Source organism: Marinoscillum pacificum, from assembly GCF_024714495.1.
GTDB lineage: Bacteria > Bacteroidota > Bacteroidia > Cytophagales > Cyclobacteriaceae > Marinoscillum > Marinoscillum pacificum.
Window position 1 is genome coordinate 1 of the sequence record NZ_JAMZMJ010000028.1, and the last position, 3,673, is coordinate 3,673.

1 protein-coding gene is annotated in these 3,673 nt (G+C 40.1%); it reads left to right on the forward strand.

The window, feature by feature from the left end:
- On the forward strand, positions 1–3,673 hold a 3,673-nt coding region (locus NXS00_RS26825), incomplete at both ends, for a hypothetical protein (protein WP_258102383.1).

Sequence of the window (3,673 nt, forward strand, 5' to 3'; positions counted from 1 at the left end):
CCTTCGCTACTGGATTAGCTTCTGATGATTACACAGTGGTAATTGTTGATAATACGTCAGGTTGTGCTACTCAACCTTATACCCTATTCATCGATGAAGTTCCAGCTAAACCTGACTTCACTCCGGCGGCTGATAGCATTATCAATAACAGTGTCTGTGACATTACTATAGCAGGAGATTATAGTGGTCAGGTTGCTGTCAAACCTAGTGTTGTTGGTACCTCAGGCTCCTACACCTATCAATGGTATTCTGGTACAGGTACAACGACCATCATCCCTTCTGAGCAAGATTCAATTCTATCCAATGTAGATGAAGGTACTTACACCGTATTAATTACAGGTGGAAATGCATGTGACACAACCATTTCTGTTACAATCATTGATGACATCACAAATCCAGAGATACCTACCACGGATGCTGCAATCGACACAGTGAATGTTACGGTGTGTATCGGAAGTACAAATTATCCAAACGGTCAAATAAACTTGATTGGTAGTGAATTGCTTCCAGCAGGTGGTGACTTTACTATCAATTGGTATTTTGGAAGTTCAGTAAACGCTTCCAACCTTATATCAGATGGAGATAACCTTGGTACATTGAAAGGTGTCGGTGCATACAATCAACCAGTAGATTTGAGTGATTCATTGAATTTGATCAACGTTGATCCAGGAAATTACACTGTTCAGATCATTGATAATAATACGGGATGTACTTCTGCATCAATTACTATTCCAGTAGCTGACGATGCCGAATCATTTACTGCATCAATTGGTGTTGTACAAGATCAATTCTCATGTGATACTAGCAACCCTACAGGTCAGCTAGGAGCTGAACCAGTTGGAGGAACTAGAACTTATACATATGAATGGTATAAAGGAGCAAATACATTAGCCTCAAATCTTGTACAGAATGGAAGCGGCCCTGCCCCTCTTGCAACATTCAATGCAGCAGGTGACACGGTAAGAAATCTTCCAAGCGGATTGTACACAGTGAAAATAATTGATGATGTCTCAGGTTGTTTTGCAACTAATCAGGCTACTATCATTGAATCTATTCCTAGCTATTCATTCACACTTGACCAAACACCTCAAGAGAACTGTAATCCTGCTGATGGTTCTGCTTCTGTTGATGTGTTGACTGTCAATTTCTCTAATGGTGTTCCTAGAGGATATTCTGATGTTGCTGATACAACATATCAGTGGTACAGCGGAGAAACAGCAAGTGCTGCAAATCTATTAGCTGGAGAAACCTCAGACACATTAATTAATCGTGTGACAGGTTGGTATACTTTGGTTATATCTTCTACGACTTTATCATGTACTAGCATAGCGAAAAGCATTGAAATAGGTGATGGTGTATCTTCAGTTGCACCTACTTTCGATATAGAAGGTGTTGCAATACCTAGTAGTTGTGGAATCAATAATGGTATAATTGGAGCTAAATTAACGGTTGGGGTTGCTGGCCAAACGTTCACAAACTTTGAATGGTTTGTCGGCACAGAAGATTACACTGATATTTCATACTTGGGAACAGGGTTTGCACCAACATTTAGTAATGCTGATTCTGCAAGTTTATCCAATGTAGAATCCGGCTTGTATTCGTTGGTTGTTACAACCAATACTGGATGTAGATATCAGGAAATATTTGATCTTCCATTTGAGGGAATTCAAACAACCACTACTCTTGCCATAGAGCACGTTACAGAATGTCCAGACAATGGAGTTGCTAAAGTTGCCTTGGCTGACAATATCAACATCACCCATGATGATATGTCTCCTAGCTTCTTTGATAACCTGGACACAATTGTAGGTTTTAATAGTGGGGCAATTGGTATTATAAACGATACTGACAGTGCTACCACTTCAAGTGTTTCATTAATAAGTGGAACCTTCCAAGATGGAGAAACAATCACAGGCACAAACGGAGCCTTTGCAGACAATGCTATATTCACCAATGTAGGTAATGGAAATGGTGCTGAAACTGTTGATGATATTGCAGAATATGCTATTTACCTGTATGCAGGTAATGGTGTTCCTGCTGATCGATTTACAGCTTATAAAATTGCAAGTTCTACAGGGGATTCGTTAGTATTCCCATACATATTCGACGCAGCGGCTGGAACACTATTCAACGGTGACTCAACGATAACCATCCCTGGAACACCACTATCTGATGCTGATACGGCTCAATTCTCCGGGTTACCAGCTGGTCCATATACAGCTATTGCCAGAGAAACATCAGGTAACGAGTGTTTCACACTAAGTGCATTCGATATTGTAGAGCAAAAAGCCTTTACACCAATAGTTGATTCAACTTCTATTACAAACAACACTGCATGTGATGCGTCGTTATATAATGGAGAATTATTCGCTAGAGCAAGAACTCAGGCAATAGACTCAACCACCGTTGACTTCACTTTCTATTGGTTTAACCCAGGTACAGACCCTACTTCAGATCCTGCAGACAGGACCACTTCGGCGGTAACCGAAGACACCTACAGTGATCTAGACCCAGGGGATTATACGTTAGTAGTTGAGACGAATTCAGGTGCTTTAGACATCAATGGAGTTGTTGTTGGTTTGAATTCTTGTACGGCTGATACACTGACACTAACCGTTCAGGATACACCAGAAGATCACGATTTGAACGCAGCCTCTATTACAAACCTTTTAGACTGCTCACCATCCGATCAGGGGGAAATTGCGATTGATGACATTGCATATGTGACTTCAGGAGTTTTAGCAGAATACCTATATCAATTCACAGACGCCGGAAATAATATCCTACAGGCCTTCAGTGCAGATGCTGATATTGATGCATTAAATCCAGGAACATATTTTGTACAGGCCAGACATATAGCTACTGGATGTTTGACACCTTTACTGGAGGTAGAAATTGACAGTATTACCACTCTTCCAGTAATTTCAACCGTAGTTGCAGCAAATGATAGTTCTTGTCTTGACAATTCAGCAACTGGCGAAAACATAGGTCTTGGAAGTATTGATTTCACTATTGAAAATACTACTGGAACTGCCGGTGATTACTATTACAAGTGGTTTGCAGGAACAGATACAAGTGACGTTGTTGTTGGAGCTGGTATTACTAATATATCTGGTATCGAGACTATTGCTTCTGGAGCTGACTTCACTGCAACACTTGAAAACGTAGATGGAGGACAATATACAATTGCAGTAATTGACAGATCTAATCCAGATGCACAATGTCCTATTATCTCTACCATTAACTTGCCAGAAGTAACGCATTCTGTTAATGTTACTGCTGCGGCTAATGGAACTGAATTTGACAATCAGAATTGTGATAACCCGAATGGATATGTAGTTATTAACTCTGTTACGGAAAATGGCATTACTTACGATTTCGCTACGTATACCAATTATTCCATTACCTGGAGTCCAGCGATTCCTGCGGGATCTTTAGGTGAAACCAAATACATCCTTAATGATAGTATTCATTCTCTAACTGCAGGTGTATATACTGCAATAGTTACAAATACTACCACTAACTGTATTAGTGATTCTGTTTCCTTCACTATCGATGATGTTCAAGTAGATCCAGTGGTTCAGTTAACTACTAAGTCTGTAGACACTTACTGTGATGGTGTTAACCAAACTGGTGATGGATCTATTGATGTAGATATCACTGAAAACGGAGC